This is a genomic window from Desulfurivibrio modestus (assembly GCF_044068625.1).
Classification (GTDB): Bacteria; Desulfobacterota; Desulfobulbia; order Desulfobulbales; family Desulfurivibrionaceae; genus Desulfurivibrio.
In genome coordinates, this window is sequence record NZ_JBIPKH010000014.1 from 46,504 (window position 1) to 62,302 (window position 15,799).

General features: G+C 65.8%; 13 protein-coding genes. 8 read left to right on the plus strand and 5 right to left on the minus strand.

The annotated features are described in order from the left end of the window. The first annotated feature begins 1 nt into the window (after window position 1). From ACHHRT_RS09520 to ACHHRT_RS09545, 6 genes are read left to right on the plus strand one after another with little or no spacing between them, the layout of a single operon-like run. On the plus strand, window positions 2-349 hold the full coding sequence (locus ACHHRT_RS09520; RefSeq protein ID WP_395499578.1) for a monovalent cation/H(+) antiporter subunit G: 348 nt from the start codon (window positions 2-4) through the stop codon (window positions 347-349). Beyond that, complete coding sequence (locus ACHHRT_RS09525; RefSeq protein ID WP_395499535.1) at window positions 346-1,311, plus strand: hydrogenase subunit MbhD domain-containing protein; 966 nt, start codon at window positions 346-348, stop codon at window positions 1,309-1,311. Before ACHHRT_RS09520 ends, ACHHRT_RS09525 begins: the two co-directional genes overlap by 4 nt. Continuing rightward, window positions 1,308-1,595: an NADH-quinone oxidoreductase subunit K gene (locus ACHHRT_RS09530; RefSeq protein ID WP_395499536.1), complete on the plus strand. Its 288-nt coding sequence runs from the start codon at window positions 1,308-1,310 to the stop codon at window positions 1,593-1,595. Before ACHHRT_RS09525 ends, ACHHRT_RS09530 begins: the two co-directional genes overlap by 4 nt. Continuing rightward, window positions 1,592-3,151 carry a complex I subunit 5 family protein gene (locus ACHHRT_RS09535; protein WP_395499537.1) on the plus strand — a complete coding sequence of 520 codons (1,560 nt, stop codon included), beginning with the start codon at window positions 1,592-1,594 and terminating at the stop codon, window positions 3,149-3,151. Before ACHHRT_RS09530 ends, ACHHRT_RS09535 begins: the two co-directional genes overlap by 4 nt. Further along, window positions 3,148-4,686 (plus strand): complex I subunit 5 family protein, encoded by a 1,539-nt coding sequence (locus ACHHRT_RS09540; protein ID WP_395499538.1) that lies wholly within the window; start codon window positions 3,148-3,150, stop codon window positions 4,684-4,686. The genes ACHHRT_RS09535 and ACHHRT_RS09540 overlap by 4 nt, the downstream gene beginning before the upstream one ends. Next, window positions 4,683-6,419, plus strand: coding sequence for a complex I subunit 5 family protein (locus tag ACHHRT_RS09545; RefSeq protein ID WP_395499539.1), 1,737 nt, complete (start codon window positions 4,683-4,685; stop codon window positions 6,417-6,419). The genes ACHHRT_RS09540 and ACHHRT_RS09545 overlap by 4 nt, the downstream gene beginning before the upstream one ends. 8 nt (window positions 6,420-6,427) lie before the next feature. Here ACHHRT_RS09545 and sfsA read toward each other — a convergent pair whose 3' ends face one another. The 4 genes from sfsA to ACHHRT_RS09565 all read right to left on the minus strand — a co-directional run bounded on the left by sfsA (window position 6,428) and on the right by ACHHRT_RS09565 (window position 10,445). Beyond that, window positions 6,428-7,132: a DNA/RNA nuclease SfsA gene (gene sfsA / locus ACHHRT_RS09550; protein WP_395499540.1), complete on the minus strand. Its 705-nt coding sequence runs from the start codon at window positions 7,130-7,132 to the stop codon at window positions 6,428-6,430. A gap of 10 nt (window positions 7,133-7,142) precedes the next feature. After that, window positions 7,143-7,856, minus strand: coding sequence for a response regulator transcription factor (locus tag ACHHRT_RS09555; RefSeq protein ID WP_395499541.1), 714 nt, complete (start codon window positions 7,854-7,856; stop codon window positions 7,143-7,145). Between the two features lie 2 nt (window positions 7,857-7,858). After that, the gene (phoU, locus tag ACHHRT_RS09560) at window positions 7,859-8,536 is read right to left on the minus strand and encodes a phosphate signaling complex protein PhoU (protein WP_395499542.1); all 678 of its coding nucleotides are present in this window, start codon (window positions 8,534-8,536) and stop codon (window positions 7,859-7,861) included. 109 nt (window positions 8,537-8,645) lie between these two features. Then, window positions 8,646-10,445, minus strand: a complete 1,800-nt coding sequence (locus ACHHRT_RS09565; protein WP_395499543.1) for an ATP-binding protein — start codon at window positions 10,443-10,445, stop codon at window positions 8,646-8,648. Window positions 10,446-10,590: 145 nt separating this feature from the next. On the opposite strand from ACHHRT_RS09565, the gene ACHHRT_RS09570 reads away from it, so the two are divergent. Together ACHHRT_RS09570 and ACHHRT_RS09575 are read left to right on the plus strand one after the other, a co-directional pair. After that, a complete protein-coding gene (locus tag ACHHRT_RS09570) occupies window positions 10,591-12,435 on the plus strand; it encodes an SLC13 family permease (RefSeq protein ID WP_395499544.1) in 1,845 nt (614 codons plus the stop codon). Between the two features lie 132 nt (window positions 12,436-12,567). Continuing rightward, the gene (locus ACHHRT_RS09575; RefSeq protein ID WP_395499545.1) at window positions 12,568-12,897 is read left to right on the plus strand and encodes a c(7)-type cytochrome triheme domain-containing protein; all 330 of its coding nucleotides are present in this window, start codon (window positions 12,568-12,570) and stop codon (window positions 12,895-12,897) included. A gap of 125 nt (window positions 12,898-13,022) precedes the next feature. On the opposite strand, the gene ACHHRT_RS09580 is transcribed toward ACHHRT_RS09575, so the two are convergent. Then, a complete protein-coding gene (locus tag ACHHRT_RS09580) occupies window positions 13,023-15,767 on the minus strand; it encodes an MGH1-like glycoside hydrolase domain-containing protein (RefSeq protein WP_395499546.1) in 2,745 nt (914 codons plus the stop codon). Window positions 15,768-15,799 lie beyond the last annotated feature (32 nt).

Below are 15,799 nucleotides of genomic sequence, written 5' to 3' on the forward strand. Positions count from 1 at the left end.
ACTGTTGGCGCTCATCCGCGGCTGGCTGGCCCTGGGCCTGATCGTCATCGCCATGCCTTTTTTTCTGGCCGGCACCGTGGGGCTGCTCCGTTTCCCCGATGCCTGCACCCGGATCCATGCCGTAACCAAGGCGGATAATGTCGGCCTGGGCCTGCTGGTGACCGGGTTAATTCTGCGGAACTGGTCGCCGGCGGTGGGGGCCGAACTGCTGCTGATCTGGACCCTGGTGCTCTCCGCCGGCGCCACCGCCGGCCACCTGGTGGGGGCTCTGGCCCTGGGCCGGCGAAACCCGGAGCCGGCAGGAGCCGCTGCCAGGCCCACCCCCATCCCCAAGGAGCGGCAACCATGAACCCGCTGCTGACAGCCCTTGACCTCTGCCTGGCCGCCATCCTCATCGGCCTGACCTGGGCGGTGCTGTTCAGCCGCGATGATTTTCGGGCCGTGGTGCTGTTTATCTCCCTGGGCCTGTTAATGGCCCTGGCCTGGGTGCGCCTCTCCGCCCCGGAGGTGGCCCTGGCCGAGGCGGCCATCGGCGCCGGGATCAGTGGCGCCCTGCTGCTCTCCGCCCTGCCGCGGCTGCGAAAAAGAGATAATCAAACCGGCCCCGCAAGGAAGGAGAAGGAGCGACGGAACCGCTGGCTGGCACCCGCCGGGCCCGGGGTCCTGGGGCTGCTGGGCCTGGCCACCCTGCTCCTGTTATTGACCAGCGGCATCCTGCTGGGGCTGACTCCGCCCTTTCGGACCGGCCCCGCCCCCTTGACCACCGAGCTGATGCCCCTGAGCGGGGTTAGCAATCAGGTTACCGCCGTGCTCCTCAACTTCCGCAGCTTCGACACCCTGCTGGAGCTGGCGGTGCTGCTGCTGGCGGTGATGGGCCTCTGGTCCTGGGGCCGGGGCGGGCCGGCCGGCCCCGGCGGCCGGACGCCGATTGCGGCCGGACCGGTCCTGCTGACCCTGATCCGGGGAATTCTGCCCTTGGCCATCCTGATCGCCGGTTACCTGGCCTGGATCGGCGACCGGGCCCCGGGGGGCGCTTTCCAGAGCGGGGCGGTGCTGGGCGCGGCCGGGATCATGCTGGGGTTGACGGTCCGGCCGCTGACCGATTTTTTTCCCACATGGCTGCTGCGGGCCGTCCTGGTGGTCGGCCTGGGTTTATTTCTGCTGCTGGCGGCCCTGCCCCTGGCCGGGGGAAGGCTCTTTTTCCAGTATCCCCCCGCTTATGCCGGAGCCTTCATTCTGGCCATCGAGGCGGCCGCCGCCCTGGCCATCGGCCTGGCCCTGAGCCTGCTGCCGGGGAGCCGGCCGCGATGAGTTCCACCCTCCTCTTCGGCCTGACCGGACTGACCATGTTCTGCCTGGGCCTGGGCGCCCTTTTTTCCCAGCCCGCCGTGCTGCGCAAGATCCTGGGGCTCAACATCTGCGGCAGCGGCATCTTTCTACTGATGATCAGCATCGCTTACGATCCGGCGGGAGGAGCGCCCGATCCGGTCCTGCACGCCTTGGTACTCACCGGAATCGTGATCTCGGTGAGCATCACCGCCTTCGCCCTGGCCCTGGCCGGCCGGGAGCCGAAGCCCAAGGGGCCGGCGGAATGACTCCTCCCCTGCCGCCACCTTGGCCGATTCTGCTGATCGTGCTGCCCCTGGCCGCGGCCCTGCTGGCCTTTGCCCTGCCGCGCCTGGCGGGCTGGGCCGCCCTGCTGACCATGGCCGCCGTCCCGGCCCTGCTGCTGCCCTTAACCGCCCTGGTCAGCCCGGGCTCTTCCCTGCTTTATCCCCTGGGTGGCTGGCCCCCCGCGCTGGGCATCGGCCTGCTGGCCGACGGCCTGAGCCTGTGGCTGCTGTGGCTGGGGGCGGCGGTCAATATCGCCGTCGGCTTTTATGCCCGGCGCTATTTTTTATCCGCCCCGGGGGGAGCAACCACCGCGAGCGGCCGCTACTTCCCCCCCCTGTGGCTGATGCTCTGGGCCGCCTTCAACGGCCTGCTGCTCAGCGCCGATCTGTTCAATATTTATGTGGGCCTGGAGCTGCTGGGGCTGGCGGCGGTCTGCCTGGCGGCCCTGGGCGACGGCCGGGAAGCCCGCCGGGCCGCCCTGCGCTATCTGCTGCTCAACCTCTTCGGCTCCCTCTCTTTTCTGCTGGCGGTGGTCCTGATCTACCGCCAGACCGGCAGTCTCAACCTGGCCCTGTTCCGGGAGCTGACCGCCCCCGATCCCCTGATTACCCTGGCCCTGGCCCTGCTCAGCCTGGGCCTGATCATCAAATCGGCCCTCTTCCCTCTCCACTTCTGGCTGCCCCCGGCCCACGCCCAGGCCCCGGCCCCGGTTTCCGCCCTGCTTTCCGCCCTGGTGGTCAAGGCTTCACTCTACCTGCTGCTGCGGGTCTGGCTGGCGCTTGCGGAGGGAGGCGCCCTTGATCCGACCCCGCTCTTCCAGCTTTTCGGAATCCTGGGGGCGGGGGCCATCTTCTGGGGATCGCTGCAGGCCCTGCGCTGTGCCGGCTTCAAGGAGCTGATCGCCTACTCCACCGTGGCCCAGATGGGCTACCTCTTCCTGGTTTTTCCCCTCCTCACCGGACCGGAACCGGCCAGCGCCCTTTACGGGCTGCTCTTTTTCCTGGCGGCCCACGCCCTGGCCAAGGCCGCCCTCTTCCTGGTGGCGGGAACCATCGCCAAGCAGCGCCAGCCGGCGGGGAAAGCCAACCGGCCGCTGCTGATCTCCGACCTGACCGGCCTGAGCCGCACCCTGCCCCTGACCTCCCTCACCCTGGCCCTGGCCGCCGTCAGCCTGATGGGCCTGCCGCCCAGCGGCGGTTTCGTCGGCAAATGGTACCTGCTCCACGCCGCCCTCACCGGTCGGCAATGGTGGTGGACCGCGGCCATCATCGGCGGCGGCCTGCTCAGCCTGGCCTACCTGCTGCGGCCGGTGGCCCGGACCTTCACCCGCTCCGAGTCGGACCGGAAACGGGGGGGCGGGCCGGGGCAACCAGCAGTGAGTGACGCCGGGAAGCGGCAGGTGGTCTGGTCCCTGGAAGGGCCGGCGCTGCTGCTGGCCCTGATCGCCATTCTGCTGGGGATTTTCCCCTGGCTGCCCCTGGAGTGGCTGGGCGGCCTGCCCAACCTCAGCCCGATCCAGCCGGGGAGGATGCCATGAACGCCACCCCGGCCCTGATCAACATCAATGCCTGGCTGCCCATCGCCATTCTCTTCAGCTCCTTTGTCGCCGGGATCATCATCTTCTTTCTGAGGGAGGAGAGCGTCGGCCTGCGCACCCTCCTCAACCTGGGCGGGGCGACGCTTAAGCTGGTGCTGATCGGGGTGATGATCCACGGCATGTTTCGGGGCCTGGAGTACGAGGCCGGCATCCCCTTCCTGCCCGGCATCACCCTGAGCCTGCGGGCCGACTCCCTGTCGGTGCTGTTCGCCGCCCTCTCGGCGGTACTCTGGCTGCTCACCACCATCTACGCCGTGGGTTATCTGGAAAACTCGCCCAACCGCAGCCGTTTCTTCGGTTTTTTCAGCCTTTGCGTCAGCGCCACGGTGGGGGTGGCCCTGGCCGGCAACCTGATCACCTTCCTGCTCTTCTACGAGATGCTGACCCTGGCCACCTACCCCCTGGTGGTCCATCGCGGCACTCCCCAGGCCCTGCGGGCCGGGCGAATCTATCTCTACTACACGGTGGGGGGCGGCGCCCTGCTGCTACTGGGCACCCTCTGGCTCTGGACCCTGGCCGGCGACCTCAATTTCACCCCCGGCGGAATCCTGACGGCCCTCGGCCCCGACCACCGCTTCAGTCTCCAGGTGATCTTTTTCCTGCTGATTGCCGGGGTGGGGGTCAAGGCCGCCCTCTTCCCCTTCTGCTACTGGCTGCCCGTCGCCATGGCCGCCCCGGCCCCGGTTTCCGCCCTGCTCCACGCGGTGGCGGTGGTCAAGGCCGGGGCCTTCGGGATCGTACGGGTGGTTTTCGACATCTACGGGGTGGAGTTCGCCCGCCTGCTGGCGGTACTGCCCTGGCTGGCGGGGTTGGCGGCGCTGACCATCATTTACGGCTCGTTGCGGGCCTTAAGCCAGGACAGCCTGAAAAAGCGGCTGGCCTGGTCCACGGTCAGCCAGGTTTCCTATATCGCCCTGGGGGTGGGGGTGGGCGGCCCCACCGCGGTGATCGGTGGCCTGGCCCATCTGGTGCATCAGGGCCTGATGAAGATCACCCTCTTTTTCTGTGCCGGCAACCTGGCCGAAACCCTGGGGGTGCATAAAATCTCCCAGATGACCGGCATGGGTCGGCGGATGCCCTGGACCATGACCGCCTTCACCATCGCCGCCCTGGGTATGATCGGAGTCCCGCCCATGGCCGGATTTTTCAGCAAATGGTACCTGGGCTGGGGCGGGCTGGAGGTGGGCCAGCCCTGGGTGCTGGCGGTGCTGGGGCTCAGCACCCTGCTCAACGCCGCCTACTTCCTGCCGGTAATCTACCGGGTCTGGTTCCGGACCCCGGAACACACCCCCTTCCGGGATAATCGGGCCAGCCAGATCAATTACCGCCGGGGCGGCCAGGAGGCCAACTGGATGCTGCTGGTTCCCTCGCTGCTCACCGCCCTGCTGGTGCTGCTGGCGGGAATCATGGCCAATGCCCCTTGGAGCCCTCTCTCCTGGGCCACCATTATCGCCTTGGGAGGTTTCCGGCCATGACCTCCTCCCCCACCGCCCTGCTGCTGGCCCTGACCATCCTGACCCCGCTGCTGCTGGCCCTGCCGCTCTGGTGGCCGGCCCGGCGAGAGGCGACCCGGCGGCTGGCCCCCATGGCCGCCCTCCCCGCCCTGCTGCTGGCCCTGTTGGGGGAGGAGGGGACGACCCTGGCCCTGCCCTGGCTGCTGCTGGGGACGGAACTGGGCCTGGACGCCACCGGCCGGATTTTTCTGCTGCTCAGCGCTTGGCTCTGGCTGATCGCCGCCTGGTTTGCCACCGCCTACCTGGCCGAGGACCGCCGCGCCCATCTGTTTCTGCTCTTCTTCCTGGCGGCCATGGCGGGTAATTTCGGGCTGATCGTCGCCCGGGACCTGATCAGCTTCAACCTCTTCTTCTCCCTGATGGGCCTGAGCGCCTACGGCCTGGTCATCCACCGCCGCGATCCCGCCGCCCTGCGGGCCGGCCGGATCTACCTGACCCTGGTGATCCTGGGGGAGGTCTTGATCTTTTGCGGGCTGGTGGGTCTGGTCTGGCAAACCGGCGGCATAGTGCAGCTGACCGCCCTCCCTGCTCCGGCGGGGCTGCCGCCGGCCCTGATTGCCTGTCTGCTGCTGGGCTTCGGAATCAAGGCCGGGATGGTGCCCCTCCATTTCTGGCTGCCCCTGGCCCATCCCGCCGCCCCGATTCCGGCCAGCGCCGTCCTCTCCGGGGTAATGATCAAGGCGGGCCTGCTGGGCTGGCTCCGCTTTCTGCCCGGTGATGGCGCCGGGCCGGAGCTGGGTTCACTGTGCCTGCTGCTCGGGTTGGTCGCCGCCGGTTACGGCGCCCTCAAGGGGTTGACCCGGGATGACCCCAAAACGGTGCTGGCCTGGTCCAGTATCAGCCAGATGGGTCTGCTCACCGTGGGCCTGGGACTGTTTTTGGCTGGAGGGGCGGCCCGGGAACCGGCCCTGGCCGCCATTCAGCTTTTCGCGGTCCACCACGGCCTGGCCAAGGGCGCCCTCTTTCTGGCGGTGGGGGTGGCCGGCCGGATCAACCTGAGGGAACCGCTCCTGGCGGCGGCGGTGCTGCTGCCAGCTCTTTCCCTGGCGGGAGCGCCCCTGACCAGTGGTTTTGCCGCCAAAAACCTGCTGCTGGAGGCCGCCGCCGGGCGGGAGTTTCTGCCTCCGTTGCTCAGCGCCTCCTCCCTGCTCACCGCCCTTTTGATGCTCCACTTCCTACGCCGGCTCCGGGCTCTCCGCCAAGGGGAAAAGAGCGCCGCCACCCCGGCCGGGGCCAGCGGCCGACGGTTGCCCCTGGCGATCCTGGCTATCTCCGGCCTGCCGCCGCTCTGGTCTTTCCTGCCCGGGCTTGGTGAATTAACCGCCCGGCTGCCGGCTGCCGGCGGGGACAAGATCGGCGCCGCCCTGCTCCCCATCATCCTGGCCCTGGCCCTGGCCGGACTGGCTGGCCGCTTCCGGCCAAGGCCCAAGGAACGGGACCTGCGGCCCCACGCTGCCGGGGAACCTGGACCGGAACCCCATGACCGGCTGGCCGGCCTGATTCGCTGGTGGCAGCGCCACCGGGGCCAAAGGCAAAATCTCCAGGCCGCCGCCGAATTTCGCCGCCGCCGGTGGCTGGCCCAATGGCGCCAACGGGGACGGCGGACCCAACAGGCCCCCACCCCCTGGCCCCTGGCCGGAGTTTGCTCACTGGGGCTGATTATCCTGTTTTTTCTGTTGCTGCGGGTACCGTAAGCGGACCGCTAAGGGGACAACCGCACGGGCAGGGGGGTATCGAGGAGGATTCGCCCGGGAGTGGGGGCGGCCCGGTAGGCCAGGATCCGGACCCCACCGGCGGCGGCTTCCCCCAGGGCGGCGGCGTAGGCGGGATCGATCCGCCCGGCCGGGGCAAAACTCCCCACGTCACCACGCTGCACGCAGAAGAGCAGGGCCGCCCCATGCCCGGCCTGAACCAGACTCAGCAACTCACCAAGATGCCTGGTCCCCCGGCTGGTCACCGCGTCGGGAAAGAGGGCCAGGCCATCCTCGGCCAAGGTGCAGTTTTTCACTTCCAGATAGGTGAGCCGACCGCCGCCGTGGTCGAGGAGAAAGTCCAGGCGGCTGTGGGCCGAAACCTTGACCTCGGCCCGGATCGCCGCCAGGGGCTGCAGCTCCCGGATCACCCCGTTCTCCAGGGCCTCCCGCGCCAGGGCGTTGCTGCGGGCGGTGTTGATCCCCACCCAAACGCCGGCCACCTTGACCAGCTCCAGGGTATGGGGATATTTGCGGCCGGGATTGGTGGAAACGGAGAGCACGACCTCCCCGTTCTCCTCGATACAGCCCAGCATGCTGCCCGAGTTGGGGCAGTGGACGGTGAGCTCGCGGCCGTCTTCCAGGCGCACGTCGGCCAGAAAACGCTGGTAGCGGCGAATCATTCGGGCTCTGATCAGGTGGGGTGGTAAATCCATGGGAAAAACGCTAGGCCTTGAGCCGGTAGCCGATTCCCCGCACCGTCTCGATACAGCCGCCCGCCTCGCCCAGTTTTTTGCGCAGGCCGAAAACCTGCACATCCACCGCCCGGGGGGTGATGGCGTAATCATAACCCCGCACCGCGTCGATGATCTGCTGGCGGCTGAAAACCCAGCCGGGGCGGCGGGCCAGCAGTTCCAGAATGCCGAACTCCGACAGGGTCAGGGCCACCGGTTCCCCCCGGACCAGCACCTCGTAGCGGCGGGGATCGATCACGATTTCGGCCAGCCTTACCACCCCGCCCTCACCCCCTTCCCGACCCTCACCGTCGCCTTCACGGCCGCGGCGCAAAGCTGATTTGATCCGGGAGATCAGGATCTTGGGACTGAACGGCTTGGTGATGTAGTCATCGGCCCCCAGGTCCAGGCCGGCGCTGATCTCATCTTCGGCACCGCGGGCGGTGAGCATGATGATCGGCAACTGGCGGCTGCGGGGATCGTGACGCAGCTTTTTGCAAACCTCGCGCCCGTCCAGACCGGGCAACATGATATCCAGAATCACCAGATCGGGTTTGTCCCGAAAAACCAGGGATAAGGCCTGTTCACCGTTATCGGCGTAGATCACCTGAAACCCGGCCTTGACCAGGTTATAGCCCACCAACTGCTGAATATTTTCGTCATCCTCGACAATCAGGATGGTCGGTTTGGCACTTTCCGGCCCCATGTTCACCCCAGCTTGTGGCGCACGATTTTGCCCTGCGCCATGTAGATGATATCCTCGCAGATATTGGTGCAGTGGTCGGCGATCCGCTCCAGGGACCGGGCCACCCCCAGCAATTTGGCCAGATAGACATGCTGGGCCGGATTGTGGGCGATGATCTCCTCCAGCTCCTCCCGGATCGCCCGCTTGTCGGTATCCACCTCGTCGTCGGTCAGACAGACCCTGTAGGCCAGGTCGGTGTCCTCGTTATGAAAGGCGTCCATGGTGCTTTTCAGCATCCCCATGGTCTTTTCATACATCGACTTGAACATCTCCGGGACCATCATCCCGGCGGTATCATAAACATCGGTATCCATCTCGGCAATCTGCAGCACCTTATCGGCGATCTTGGCCGCCAGGTCGCCGATCCGCTCAAGATCGCCGTTGATCTTCAACACCGTGACCAGAAAACGCAGATCGCCGGCCACCGGATGGTAGAGGGCCATGACCCGCAGACACTCCTCCTCCAGCAGGATCTCCAGCCGGTCGATCTCCTCCTTGTCCAGGCGGACCACCAGGCGGGCCGCCTCGGCGTCCTTCTCCAGCAGGGATTTCACCGCCCGCTGCAAATTTTCCTCGATCAGGGTGGCCAGCTCCCCGGTACGGTTTTTAATCTTATCAATCTCCTGGATCAGGCGGGGCATGGAATTACTCCTCTAAGGTCATAAGGACAGATGGCTTTTTTCCGTCACAACTTGCTAAAGAGATAGTCCCCGTTTGTTAGCGTTAGATTAGATTTCCATTAAGAGAAGATCAAGGGGTGTCTGCGGAATCGGGCAGATAAATGGTAAAAACCGTGCCTTGGCCCGGCTCGCTGCTCACCTCCACCCGGCCCCGGTGGGCCTGGACGATATGCTTGACGATGGCCAGCCCCAGACCGGTTCCCCCCATCCGGGTACTGCGGGCCTTGTCCACCCGGTAGAAACGCTCGAAGAGCCGGGGCAGGGCGGCAGCGGGAATCCCGGGCCCCCGGTCGCGAACCATGATCATGATTTCGCCCTCCCCGGACCGGGCCTCGATGGTGATGGGCCTGCCCGGCGGACTGTACTTGATGGCGTTGTCGATCAGATTGACCAGGGCCTGCTCCAGCAGGGCCGGATTGATCCAGGCCCGCAGCTTCTCCGGGCCGTGCAGCGCAAGCGCCATCTCCCGCGCCGCCGCCCGCTCCCGGCAGACCTGGACCGCCGCCTGCAGGGTCTCCAGCAGGGGCAACTCCTGCAATGGAATCTCCCGGCGACGGTCCTCCTGCTCGATCCGGGAGAGGGTCAGCAGGTCCTCGACAATGGCGTGGAGCCGACGGGATTGCTGGAGAATGATCCCGGTGAAGCGGCGGGCCCCCTCCGGTTCCTCCAGGGCCCCGTCGAGCAGGGTTTCGGCAAAACCTTCGATGGAGGTGATCGGAGTTTTAAGCTCATGGGAAACGTTGGCGACAAAATCGCGGCGCAGGCTTTCCAGGCGGCGCAGGCGGGTGAGATCGCTGATCACCACCACCGCCCCATGGCCCCGATCATCCAGATCGGCCAGGCGGTTGCCCTGGACCCGGCAGAAATGTTCCCTTCCCTGCGGACCCAGCAGGGTAAGATCGCTCTCCACCGGCTCCCCGCCGGTTAAGGTCTGGCGAATCAGTTGTTTAAGGGCACTGTTGCGGATGGCCACCTCGATATTTTTACCTTTGGTCCGTTCCGGTTGCACCCCCAGTAGATCGGCGGCGGCCTGGTTGATCTCCACCACCCGTTCGGGCCCGTCCACGGTGATCACCCCATCCACCATGCTGCAGAAAACCGTCTGCAACTGCCCCCGCTGGCGCTCGATGGTCCGCAGCCGCCGGTCAAGCTGTCCGGCCATCCGGTTCATCGCCCGGGCCAGAGCGACCACCTCCTCCGGCCCATCTTCGGTGATCCCGCCACTGAGTTCACCGGCGGCAAAACGCTCGGCCCCCGCCTTCATCTCCTCCAACGGGCGGCTTAAATGGCGGGCCACCAGCCAAGCCAGCATGATCACCAGCAGGGCGATCAACAGCCCGCTGAGGGCGATCTGCCGCAGAATCTCGGCCAGGGCTTCGTTAACGGCGGTCAGGGCGATGGCGGTCCGCAGCACTCCCACCACCTGACCCTCCTGCATCAGGGGAATCGCCACATACATGGTGTCGTACTGGACCGAGCTGCTGAAACGGCGATCACCGCCACTCCGGCCGGCCAGGGCGGCGATGATCTCCGGCCGGCCGCCATGATTTTCCATGGCCGCCGGCTCCTGCTCGGAGTCGGCCAGGACCAGACCCGAGGGGGCGACCACGGTGAGGCGGGTGCCGGAGGCCCGGCCCGCTTCCCGACAGTAGCTCTGCAAGGATTCCAGCTGAGCGGCCCGCACCAGCTCGGCCACCTTGCCGTGCAGCAGCACCGCCCGGGCTTCCAGGTCCAGCTCCACCTGCTGGAGATAAAAACCGCGCACCGAACTGCCGGCCAGCCAGGAAACCGCCAGCAGGGCCGCTAAAGCGATCAGAACATGGCTGGGATAAAGGTACCAGACCAGCCGCCGATGACTGCTTGCCGCCATGACTTACGCTCCAGCAAAGAGTAAATTGAACTTGGCCGTTGACCGCCCAAACCCGATTGGACCACAACTGCCGGGAGCCGGTCAACCATTCACCCCAACTACTCTGGGCTTGACGCCGTTTTTTTTTGCGGGCACACTGCGGCACATGAACGACCAGCTCATCATCATCACGGTGATTATCGCCGCCATGGCCATGTTTCTCTGGGGCCGCTGGCGGCACGATATGGTGGCGGTGGCCGCCCTGCTGGTCTGCGTGCTGACCGGGCTGGTCCCGGCCGGGGAGGCCTTTGCCGGCTTCGGCCATCCGGCGGTGGTCACGGTGGCCTGCGTCCTGGTCCTCAGCTACGGCCTGCAGATCACCGGGGCGGTGGACCTGGTGGTACAGAAAATAATGCCCAAGGCGGCGGGGCCGACGGTCAGCATCCTGGCCCTGACCAGCCTGGCCGCGGTACTTTCGGGATTCATGAACAACGTCGGCGCCCTGGCGCTGCTGATGCCGGTGGCCATTCAACTGGCGGCCAAGCAGGAGCTGCCGCCGGGCAAAATCCTGATGCCCCTGGCCTTCGGCTCGATCCTGGGGGGCACCACCACCCTGATCGGCACCCCGCCCAACCTGATCGTTTCGGGCTTCCGGGCCGAAAACGGCCCGGGCGGTTTCGCCATGTTCGACTTTCTGCCGGTGGGGGCGGCAATCACCGTGGTCGGAGTACTCTTTGTGGGGCTGGTGGGCTGGCGCCTGGTGCCGGCCCAGAAACGGACCGACAGCGCCGGGTTTGATACCGGGACCTATCACAGTGAAGTCCGGGTGGTGGAAGGCAGCAAGGCGGCGGGCCTCTCCCTGCGGGAAGCGGAGCAGATCCTCGACGAGGCCGACGCCCAGATCCTGGGCCTGGTGCGCCAGGATTTCCGCCTCTCGGCACCCTGGCCGGGCCGGGTCCTGCGCCCGGACGACATTCTGATCATCCAGGCCGAACCCGAATCCCTGGCCGGGGCCCTCTCCAGCCTGGGCTTGAAGCTGGAAGAGGACGTGCCGCCGCCGGAAGAACCGGAACCGGCAAACAACGAAGCCCCGGCCGGGAAACCCGGTGAAGAACCAGCCACCCCGGAGAAGAACGACGAGAAGAGAGGCCCCGACGAGATCGTGATCCAGGAGCTGGTGGCCATGCCCAGCGGGCTGCTGGTGGGGCGTTCGGCCACCGACCTGCAACTGCGCACCCGCTACAGCATCAATCTACTGGCCATCTCCCACCGGGGCTACCGCACGATCAAACGGCTGCGCACCACCCCCATCCAGGCCGGCGATGTCCTGCTGATGCAGGGCACGGCGGAAGCCCTGGCCGCCTTTGCCGCCGAATTCGGCTGCCTACCCCTGGCCACCCGTGATATCCGGGTGCCGCAAAGGGGCCAGGCCCTGATTGCCGGGCTGATCATGGCCCTGGCGGTGACCACCGCCGCCTTGGGCCTGCTGGCACCCCCCATCGCCTTTGCCGCCGGGGTCCTGGCCTTTGTCGCCCTGCGGGTGGTGCCGTTGCGCTCGGTCTACCTGGCCATCGACTGGTCGGTGGTGGTGCTGCTGGCCGCCATGCTGCCGGTGGCGGGGGCCATGGCCTCCACCGGCGCCGCCGACCTGATCGCCGGCTTCCTGCTGGCCAACGTGGCCCAAGGCCAGGCGGTGATCGCCCTGGTGGTGCTGCTGGTCGCCACCATGCTGCTCACCGATTTCATGAACAACGCGGCCACCGCCGCGGTGATGTGCCCCATCGCCATCAGTGCCGCCACCCAACTCGGGGTCAACCCGGACACCTTCCTGATGGCGGTGGCCATCGGCGCTTCCTGCGCTTTCCTCACCCCCATCGGCCACCAGAACAACACCCTGATTTTAGGCCCCGGCGGCTTCGGTTTCGGCGACTACTGGCGCATGGGCCTGCCCACCGATCTCCTGGTGGTGACGGTCAGTGTTCCGATGCTGCTCTGGATCTGGCCGCTCTAGATTCCCCAACCGGCCCTCCCCGCAAAATTCATGATTGACAAAATGGTTTTTCAGCCAATAGAGTGGCAAAATAGGCAACCGTCTTACCACAAAGTGATATTTGATTAAAAATCAGCAACAGAGGAGGAGCAGATGATGAAATTTACCGCCACCGTGGCCGCCCTGATCGCCCTTCTGGCCCTGGCAACCACCGCCGGCGCCGTCCCCCCCGGCCAAACCGTGGAGTACGCCGGGGGCGGCCCCGGCAAGGTGATTTTCGATGGCCAGTTCCACGCCGACCAAGGGCTGAACTGCAACGCCTGCCACGCCGAAGTTTTTCCCATGCAAAGGGGGGCGACGATCTCCATGGCCGATCACAACGACGGCAAATTCTGCTTCGACTGCCACCGGGTCGACGGCACCGCTTTCCCCAGCTCCTCCTGCGCCAGTTCGCTCAACTGCGACCGTTGCCATAAGCGGTAGGCCGCCCATTTTCATCAAAGTAAAAAGATTTCCTAATCAAAGCTGAACATTCAGGCTCATCCTTGCTCCAGTCGAAGCGGTAAAGATCCGGCGGCGCCCCCCCCCCGCCGCCGGGCAACCAACGTTCAACTCCAAGGAGAGCCACCAGGTTGTCCAGCTTGCCGATGGCGGATCTCATTTCGCGAATATTTTTGCTCCCCTGTGCCGGCCTGCAACAGGGTATAGCGGCGCTTGATCAGGTTGGCGACCAGACCGGTCCAGCCGGTCTGGTGGCAAGCCCCGAGACCCAGGCCGGTATCGCCGTGGAAGTACTCGTGGAACAAGCGCAGGTCGCGCCAGGCCGGATCGTGCTGAAAGGGGCTCTCCGCCGCCAGGCCCGGAATGCGGCCCTGGTCGTCGCGGCGAAAGATATTGATTAAACTTTCCGCAAGCAGATCGGCCACTTGCCGCAAGTCCAGTTCGCCATCCCCCCGCCCCGGCACCTGCACTTTGAAATCGGGACCAAGATAGCGATGGAATTTGGTCAGAGCCTGGATAATGGAATAGTTGATCGGCATCCAGACCGGTCCCCGCCAGTTGGAATTGCCCCCGAAAAGACCTGATTGCGCTTCCCCCGGTTCATATTCGATCAGGGCCTGGCCCAGGCCCGGCAGATCCCCCAGTTGCCGATGTTCCCGGTGAATCCGGCTGACTCCGCGAATCCCGTAGGGGGAAAAAAATTCCTCGGCGTTGAGGAGCCGCTTCAAGATCCGGGGAATCATGGTGTGATCCACCAGGGCCAGCAGCCGCTCCCCGTGCTCGTTGGTCCTGTTGGGACAGGCGCAGATGGTATGGCCGTCGAACATCCCGCCTCGATGTTCCTCGAGCAGGGCCTTGAAGCGGGGCACTTTCTCAATGATGTCGGGGGTCACGATTTCCGTGGCCAGCAGGGGGATCAGGCCGACATAGGAATAAACATCGATATGATGGAATTCACCGTCGGGGGTGGTGAGAAAATCCTTGAAAAAGCCGGCCTGCTGGTCCCAGAGCGACGGTCGCTGAGCGCTGTGCCCGGCAATGGCGTTGGCGATGGCCAGAAACTGCTGATAGCACTGAATAGCCATATCCTCATATTCTTGCTCCTCCCGGGCCAGTTCCAGGGCCATTCCGGTGAGGTTGAGGGCGCACATGGCCATCCAGCCGGTGGCATCGGCCTGCTTCAGGCTGAAGCCGGGGGGCAGCGGCTGGGAGCGATTATAAACGGAAATGTTGTCCAGGCCCATGAAGCCGCCCTCGAAGACATTGAGGCCGTCGCGGTCATGGCGATTGAGCCACCAGGTATAGTTCATGATCAGCTTGTTGAAGACCCGGCGGAGAAAGTGGAGATCGCCGCAGCCTCGCAGGCGGCGCTCGGCCCGGAAGACCTTCAGGGCCGCCACCGCGTGAATCGGCGGATTGATGTCGCCGAAGTCCCATTCATAGGCGGGAATCTGGCCGTTGGGATGGAGATAGCGGTGGCGCAGGAGCAGTTCGAGCTGTTCCTTGGCGAAATCGACATCGAGGTGGGCGAAGACCATGGCCTGATAGGCCAGATCCCAGGCGGCAAACCAGGGATATTCCCAGCTGTCGGGCATCGAAATAATATCGGCGGCCTGAAGGTGGCGCCAGTTGCGGTTGCGCCCCATGGTTCGCGCCGGCGGCGGCGGATGGCGGTCACCATCGAGCCAGCGGGCCACATCGAAGTGGTAGAACTGTTTGCTCCAGATCATCCCGGCCATGGCCTGGCGAAAAATCAGGGCGTCTTCGCCGCTGGCCTGCGGCAGCAGTTGGGCGTAAAAAGCGTCGGCTTCCCGCCGGCGCCGGGCAAACAGGGCGCTCAAGCCGGCAAAGGGCTTCGGCCGGAGGGGCTGGGCGGTCAGCAGCAGCTCCACCTGGCGCTCTTCCCCGGGCTCGCAGGTGATCTCATGCCAGGCGGCGAACTTGGTCCCGGTGGCGGCCGGATTTACCGCCCCCTTGTCACCCTCCACGACCCGGCGATGGAAGGCGTCTTTGACATAGGGCGCGGGATTGGCGGCGCCGAAAAGGCGTTCCTGGTTGCTCTCGTTTTCGCTGAACAGGCAGCGGGCGACTTGGCGGCCGGCAAGAAAATAGCGGCCCAGGCCGGCGTGGCGGGCTTCCACCGCCCAGGCGGCCCGGTCGGACTCAATCAGCCGCAGAACCGGTTTTTCCGCCGCGCCGCCATCCTCCCAGGACCAGGTATTGCGGAACCAGAGGCTGGGCAGCAGGTGGAGGGTCGCGGCGGCCGGCCCCCGGTTGCCGACCCTGATCAGGATGCCGATGGTGGTGGGGGATTGCTTGGCATAGCTGATTTCCACATCCCAGTAGCGGTTTTCCGCCATAGCGCCGGTGTCCAGCAGGCTAAAAGGGGGGTCTTGGCGGGAACGCCGCCGGTTTTCCGCCACCAGCTCGGCATAGGGAAATTCGGCCTGGGGATATTTGTAGAGGTAGCGGAGATAACTGTGGCTGGGGGTGGCGTCGAGATAAAAATAATACTCCTTGACGTCCTCGCCATGGTTGCCCTGCTTGCCGGTGAGGCCGAACATCCGTTCCTTGAGGATGGGATCGCGCCCGTTCCAGAGGGCCACGGCCAGACACAGCCGCTGGCCGGCGTCGCAGATACCCCCCAGGCCGTCTTCATGCCAGCGGTAAGCCCGGCTGACCGCTTGCTCGTGGCTGAAATAATCCCAGGCCTCGCCCTCGGGACTGTAGTCTTCCCGCACCGTGCCCCAGGCCCGTTCGCTTAAATAGGGCCCCCAGAGGTGCCAGTCCTGCCGGCCCTGCTGCCGGGCCGCGAGGCGCTGCTGTTCCGCGCTGAGCTTGCCACTGGCCATAAAGGTTGCCTCCCGTTGAGGTTTGGCCCGGA